The 6,444-nt window shown below is 52.2% G+C and carries 7 protein-coding genes and 1 pseudogene; 5 read left to right on the top strand and 3 right to left on the bottom strand.

Translation table 11 applies throughout. From position 1 onward, the window contains the following. Positions 1–1,126 (top strand): NADPH-dependent glutamate synthase (gltA, locus tag MVD07_RS06335; protein WP_297499783.1); only part of this gene is annotated, 1,126 nt, incomplete at its 5' end. A 12-nt stretch (positions 1,127–1,138) separates the two neighbouring features. On the opposite strand, the gene MVD07_RS06330 is transcribed toward gltA, so the two are convergent. Continuing rightward, on the bottom strand, positions 1,139–1,606 hold the full coding sequence (locus tag MVD07_RS06330; protein WP_297499781.1) for a hypothetical protein: 468 nt from the start codon (positions 1,604–1,606) through the stop codon (positions 1,139–1,141). A 440-nt stretch (positions 1,607–2,046) separates the two neighbouring features. Here MVD07_RS06330 and MVD07_RS06325 point away from each other — a divergent pair, with 440 nt between their 5' ends. The 4 genes and pseudogenes from MVD07_RS06325 (at position 2,047) to MVD07_RS06310 (ending at position 4,974) form a co-directional block, all read left to right on the top strand. Beyond that, complete coding sequence (locus MVD07_RS06325; protein ID WP_297499779.1) at positions 2,047–2,304, top strand: hypothetical protein; 258 nt, start codon at positions 2,047–2,049, stop codon at positions 2,302–2,304. Positions 2,305–2,421: 117 nt separating this feature from the next. Beyond that, entirely contained in the window at positions 2,422–3,192 is a 771-nt protein-coding gene (locus MVD07_RS06320; protein WP_297499777.1) for a type IV toxin-antitoxin system AbiEi family antitoxin, read from the top strand. Beyond that, positions 3,189–4,025: pseudogene (locus MVD07_RS06315) on the top strand (nucleotidyl transferase AbiEii/AbiGii toxin family protein). Before MVD07_RS06320 ends, MVD07_RS06315 begins: the two are co-directional and overlap by 4 nt. Positions 4,026–4,071: 46 nt before the next feature. Further along, on the top strand, positions 4,072–4,974 hold the full coding sequence (locus tag MVD07_RS06310) for an MBL fold metallo-hydrolase (RefSeq protein WP_297499775.1): 903 nt from the start codon (positions 4,072–4,074) through the stop codon (positions 4,972–4,974). Here the strand turns inward: MVD07_RS06310 and MVD07_RS06305 are convergent. Together MVD07_RS06305 and MVD07_RS06300 are read right to left on the bottom strand one after the other, a co-directional pair. Beyond that, complete coding sequence (locus MVD07_RS06305) at positions 4,966–5,757, bottom strand: SDR family oxidoreductase (RefSeq protein WP_297499773.1); 792 nt, start codon at positions 5,755–5,757, stop codon at positions 4,966–4,968. The genes MVD07_RS06310 and MVD07_RS06305 overlap by 9 nt on opposite strands. A gap of 302 nt (positions 5,758–6,059) precedes the next feature. Next, on the bottom strand, positions 6,060–6,444 hold a 385-nt coding region (locus MVD07_RS06300), incomplete at its 5' end, for a hypothetical protein (RefSeq protein ID WP_297499771.1).

The following is a 6,444-nucleotide window of genomic DNA, read 5'->3' as shown; positions in this document are numbered from 1 at the left end:
GCAGGAGGACCAGTGTGAGAAGAACTGCGTCATGGGCAAGGTCGGGGACGTCATAGACATCGGCAAGCTCGAAAGGTTTGTTGCGGACTACGCGAGGAAGCACGGCATAGAGGACGAGCTGTTGGAGAAGATGAAACCTAAGGTCTGCGGGAAAGGGAAGGTGGCGGTCGTTGGAGCCGGCCCCGCTGGACTCACCTGCGCCGGCGAGCTGGCTAAGCTCGGCTACGACGTGGCAATCTTTGAGGCCCTCCATGAGCCTGGGGGAGTCCTGATGTACGGTATTCCCGAGTTCAGACTCCCAAAGGAAATCGTCGAGAAGGAACTCGAAAAACTGAGAAAACTCGGCGTTAGAATCCTCACCGACCACGTCGTCGGGAGGACAGTTACGATAGAAGGACTGCTTCAAGAATATGATGCCGTCTTCATAGGGACCGGGGCCGGGACGCCAAAGCTCCTCAACATCCCGGGAATACTCCTAGGGAGGATTTACAGCGCAAACGAGTTCCTGACGAGGGTCAACCTCATGAAGGCCTACGAGTTTCCCGAGTACGACACGCCAATAGCGATAGGAAAGAGGACGATAGTCATCGGCGCCGGAAATACCGCTATGGACGCGGCACGCTCGGCCCTGAGGCTAGGGAGTGAGGTTACCATCGCCTACCGCCGCGGAAGGGAGGACATGACGGCCCGTATCGAGGAGATTCAACACGCCGAGGAAGAGGGAGTGAAGTTCGAGTTCTTCCTCCAGCCGGTCGAGTTCATAGGCGACGAGAACGGCAGGGTCAAAGCTGTTAAGTTCGAGAGAATGAAACCGCTGGAGGAGCGCGATAAGAGGGGTAAGAGGAAGATAGTGGGAACTGGCGAGTACGTAACCCTACCAGCGGACACTGTCATAATAGCGATAGGCCTCGAACCCAACAGGATAATAGCTGAAACTCCGGGCCTGAAGACTAACCCCGACGGAACCCTCGTCGTTGACGAGAACCTGATGACTAGCATTCCCGGTGTCTTTGCAGGCGGTGATGCGATAAGGGGTGAGGCGACGGTTATCCTAGCGATGGGCGATGGGAAGAGGGCAGCAAAGGCAATATGCGACTACATAGAGAGAAAGAGGGCCAATGCCTGAACTTTTTCTTTTCTACCATTCCCTCCTCCTTGAGCCGAAGAGAAGGGCGTTCTTCAGGTAGTCCATGAACTCTCTGTTGAGGAAGGTCTTCATGAACTCCTCGGTCTCCTCAGGTGAAAGCCACTCGACTTCTTCCGGAATCCCCTCGACCCAGAGGTAGACGAGCTCGTCCTCCTCTCTCGCGATGAGCAGGGTGAAGACCTTAATACCGAGCTCCTGACCTATTTTGACCTCGCGACCAACGAGGGATGTGAACTTGCCGAGCGGGGCAACTGCAACGAGGTATTCAGCCTTGGGAATCCTGTCGCTCGTGTCCCTGAGGCCGTATTTGGAGGGTACGAGGATGTTGTCCGTGTTGAGCTTTTCCCCGATGATTTCTACTATAGCTTTCTCCGTTCTGGTGTGGTAGAGGAAAGTTGGCTCGCTGAGATAAACGAAGGGCCCGTGCTTCTCCTTCTTCCTTTTAAAAAAACCCAGCATTGAACCACCTCAGGTGGGGATAATGTCATCATCTCTCAGGAGGGATGACACTCATCATCGGTTTTCAACTCAAATCTCCCTTCTACGGCCTTCTTTCGGCCAAAGGAGACTTTTCCGAGGAGTGGGTGTCATCGGTTGAAGGTGCCCCATCATCCCACCCCTTCGAAAGTGCTCTAGAAAGGAGGGGTTAAAAGGTTTTGCTGTTAAAAAATAGGGAGGACAATGGAGACAGATATGTGTCATCGGTTAACTAAAATATTGCGATTTTATTCTTCTAACTTTTTCTCCAATCTCTTTTTAGTAGTGGCCTGGCTCATCTCACCCCCGTCATCATTCCAGTCCTAACCGCTCTCTCCGTCATTTACCAAAACCCGCTCTGGATAATCGCCCTTGGAATCCTCGTTACGATAGTCCACACGGCCTTTGGCTTCAACCTCGGCGTGGAACTCCAACACAGGATACCGAGCGAGAAGAGGGCTACGATGATGTCAATCTACTCGATGGTCTCAGCGTTGGCCATGAGTGGCTTCTACTTCATCTATGGTTTCGTCGTGGACTGGGTTGGGTTAGCGGAAGCAAGGCTCATTTTTGCAGTGATACTCCTCGGTGCAGGAGTGCTCTTAAAGGCCGGAGAACTCTTAGGCCCGCTCAAAGACGTTCTAAAGCTCAAACACATAAACCTTGTAAGCTCAGAGTAGCAGGGACCATTTGTTGTCTTTTTATTTATGAATCTAGAACAGTCTCCCATTTCCAAAACCTTTATATTCAAAAATTCTCATTTTCATCCGGTTATATTGGGATTATGGTGAGAAAATATGAATACCACAGAGGTCCTGAGGCGGCTCTCAGAACTGGGAGATGTCTTCACCAAGAAGGAAGCCCAAGAGAAGCTTGGCATGACCAAGAGGCAGTTAGACTACTACCTTGAGGCCCTCCTCAGAGAGGGGTTTCTCCGGAGAGTCGCCAAGGGCATCTACGCTCTCTCCTTAGAACCCGGAAAGGCTTCTTCGCCCCATGAGTTCGTTTTGGGGCAGTTGTTAGTGCCCAGCGGAGCGGTTGCCTACTGGTCAGCCCTAAACTATTATGGAATGACTGAGCAGATCCCAAGAACGATTTTCATCCAGACACCAGTGAAGAAGGACTACCGGAAGCTCCTGATCGTCGACGGCAAGAGGTTTAAGGTGATCGTAGTCAGTCCTGAGAAGTTTTTTGGAATCAGTACCATACGTCTTGGACGCAGAAAGGTTCGGATAACAGATCCAGAAAAGACGATAGTGGACTGTTTGGACAAGCCCAAGTACTGCGGGGGAATAATCGAGGTTCTTAAGGCCCTCAAGAACGCGAGACTGGACTATGAAAAGCTGCTGGAGTACGCCGAGAGGATGAAGAGCAGGGCCGTCCTGAAGCGTTTGGGATTTTTGAGCGAGAGGTTAGCCCTTGGGATTGAGAAGGAGATTAGGCTCTCTGAAAGGGACCGGAAGAGCTTTGCACTCCTTGACCCTTCAATGCCCCCCGGAGGCCGCTTTAACTATCGGTGGGGCCTTCGAGTCAACGTTCCGGATGATTACTGGGAGGAGGTAGAATGATTGAGGACGAGATAAAGGTCCTGAGTTCCGAGCTTGGGGTTCCGGTCTCTACCGTTGAGAAGGACTACGCTATAAGCTGGATGCTCTACGGTCTCTGGAAGTCAAAGTTTTGGAGGGTATTGGCCTTTAAGGGAGGTACCTGCCTGAAAAAGGCTTACTTCCCGGACTACAGGTTTTCTGAGGATCTTGATTATACCCTGCTTTTGGAGGAGCCGAGTATAGAGGAGGTTCGGGTTAAGATAGCCGAAGCCGTTGAAGCGGCCAGCGAATGACCCCTTCAGTTCCTGGATTTTGAGCTGAGGCCGAGATATGGGGTGAAGCTTTTCAAAGGAGAACTCCTTGGATTTGAAGTTCGGATTCCTTTTAGACTGCTCAACAGGACTGGAAATCCTCCGAAGATTAAAATGGACATAACTCTGGAAAAGTACGAGAAGATACTGCTGCCTCTTCAAGAAAGGCCGATTCTGCATGGTTATTCGGACAGCCCGAGGTTTTCTGTGGTAAGCGTCAGGGCTTACAGCTTGGAGGAGATCTTAGCTGAGAAAATCAGGTCCCTGTTTCAGAGGACGAGGCCAAGGGACTTGTACGATATATGGTTTCTAAAAAATGCTGCTGATTTGGCGAGTGTGGCTCGGATACTCCGTCCCAAGTTCGAGGCTAAGGGGGTTGAGCCGGACGTGCATGCCCTTCAAGGCAGAAGGCCTTACTATGAAAGGGCTTGGGAGAGCAACCTGAGCCACCAGCTGAGGGAACTGCCGGAGTTTGATGACGTGTGGAACGATGTTCTGGGCTTTTTGGAAAAAACTATCAGAAGGTCTGGCTCTTGGTCTTGAGGCATGCCTTATTAAACCTTTAGTCCAAACATGCTCCGGTGATAAAATGCGCGTTATTCCCCTCACCTCTGAAAGCCTCGGCGTTAGAAGCTTGGCGACCTTCGTTGAAGCCTCTGGCCTAAAAATCCTCATCGATCCAGGCGTCGCCCTAGGGCCGAAGCGCTACGGTCTTCCGCCGGCCAAAATCGAAATTGAAACCCTCCACCGGATGAGGAGAAAGCTTCAGGGCTACGCCAGAAGGGCTGATGTTGTGACCATCTCCCATTACCACTACGACCACCACACGCCCTTCTTTAAGGGTCTCTACGAGAGCTCGAGCGAAGCCTTTGCGGGGGAGATTTATCGAGATAAGCTCCTCTTCATCAAGCACCCGCGGGAGCACATAAACTTCAGCCAGAGGAAGCGCGCCTGGGCCTTTCTAAAGAACGCGGAGCCGATAGCGGAGAGAATAGAGTTTGCCGATGGGAGAACCTTTGACCTCGGGGGGGTTATCTTGGAGTTCTCCCCTGCAGTTCCCCACGGGAGCGAAGGGAGCAAGCTCGGCTTCGTCGTGATGGTTTTAATTGATGATGGCTCCGAAAGGGTGATTCACGCCAGCGACATTCAGCTGCTGAACAGAAAAGCGGTCGAGTGGATAATTGAGAAGAGCCCAGATTTGCTCATAACCGGTGGGCCGCCGACTTATCTCGGCTCCCGGGCGGCAGGATCCTGGGAAACTGGGATTAAAAACCTCAACGGGATAATCCGCGAGACGAACGCTGAGATAATCCTCGACCACCATCTGATCAGGGACAAACGCTATCCCGAGTTCTTCGACGAGCTGGATGAGAGGCCCAAAACCTTCGCCGGTTTTCTTAAGGTCGAGGATAGACCGCTTGAGGCCTACAGGAAGGAACTCCACAAAATCGAAAGGGGAGAGGAAGCCGAGGTGCCCTTTGAACTACGTTGAGAGAAAACCGCCATCAACAGGAATTATGGCCCCGTTAACGTAGCTGGCCATGTCGCTGGCAAGGAAGAGCATGACACGGGCCACTTCATCCGGCTTTCCAAAGCGCCCCATGGGAAGCCTCGCATTGAAGTGGAAGGAGATGCCTATCTTTCCAGTGTCGAACTTCATTATCGCCTCCTTCTTGAGCTTCTTCACGCCTTCCGTCTCTATGCCTCCCGGCACGAGGACATTGGCCCTTATCCTCCTTCCATGCTCCCTCGCTATCGCCCTCGTGAGTGCAACGACGCCGAGCTTCGCTGCATCATAATGGACTAAACCCTTGGCAAAGGGCAGAAAAGCCTCTATTGAGCTCACGTTTATGATGACACCGCCTTTATCCTTCCTCCTCTCAACGAAGTGCCGACACATCCAGAAGACAGAGTGGAGGTTTATCGCCATGGCCTTCCCGTAGAAACTTTCATCAACCTCTGTGAAGTCCTTAAACCAGTAGACCCCGGCGTTGTTGACGAGTATATCTGGCTCCCTGTTTTTCAGCCCCTCCCAGAGGGCGTCTATCTCGGCCTTCCGCGAGAGGTCTACACGGTGAACGTTGGCCTCAACTTCAAACTTCTCTGCAAGCCTCTTCGTTTCCATGAGGCCGGACTCGTTGATATCCACTAGCTCCAGATCCGCCCCGGCTTCGGCGAAGCGTAAAGCTGTCGCCCTTCCTATTCCCGAAGCGGCACCTGTTATAAGGGCCCTCCTTCCACGGAGGGTTATGAGCTCGCTAATATTTTTCCTCATCTTTTCACCCCCTTAAGAACCTCAAGATCCACCCCCTGCTCCCCTGTTGAAAAGGCCGGAGGAAAGAGTAAAGAATCAAACCTTCTACAACCACCCCAATTTCCCCCTCACATCCATGCTTGCGCCTTAATACACCGTTCTCAGAAGGCGCATCCTGCAGGTGTGGCGCCCCTCTTTAAGTTGCACCCGATGCAGATTCCCAGTGGCTCCCGTTAATCCGGTTGGTTTTTGAATATTATAGGCCTTTCCCCAGAAATCACATGAACGTTACATTCCGAACATGATTCGCTGGGGAGCCGATTTTATCCCCTTCCAACAAGTAGGAGCGACACTTCCTTTCCTTCCTCAGTACCTTTCTTAAAGAATCCGAAGTGTATCGTATACAGGCTCCCCTGCACCCTGCAGAGCCGGTCTTTCCCGCCATTGATGAGGAGGATGTAGTCGCCCGCCCTGAGGTAGGGTAGGATAAGGGTGGAAAGTTCAGTGAAACCCGCCGTACAGGTCTCGTTCCCGATCCCCACCACGTAAGTGCTGTAGGGTATCCCGGTGTAGGTCGCCGTTCCTCTCGTCCAATTGGAGGGGATTAACCTGGCTGTTACATCGTTCACCTTGAGGATATCAGGTGCGAACTTTACATCTCCCTCACAGTGGGGGTCATCGTAGTCATAGACAGAGAGGACAACGTAA

This window comes from Thermococcus sp., from assembly GCF_027008145.1.
GTDB lineage: Archaea > Methanobacteriota_B > Thermococci > Thermococcales > Thermococcaceae > Thermococcus.
The sequence above is the reverse complement of the archived record's forward strand: the minus strand, read 5'-3'. Positions and strand labels throughout refer to the sequence as shown.

Bases quoted from the DNA above. Each gene is read 5' to 3' on its own strand.
- MVD07_RS06310 (WP_297499775.1), top strand. From the start codon at position 4,072: ATGCGCGTTATTCCCCTCACCTCTGAAAGCCTCGGCGTTAGAAGCTTG.
- MVD07_RS06330 (WP_297499781.1), bottom strand. From the start codon at position 1,606: ATGCTGGGTTTTTTTAAAAGGAAGAAGGAGAAGCACGGGCCCTTCGTT.
- MVD07_RS06320 (WP_297499777.1), top strand. From the start codon at position 2,422: ATGAATACCACAGAGGTCCTGAGGCGGCTCTCAGAACTGGGAGATGTC.
- MVD07_RS06305 (WP_297499773.1), bottom strand. From the start codon at position 5,757: ATGAGGAAAAATATTAGCGAGCTCATAACCCTCCGTGGAAGGAGGGCC.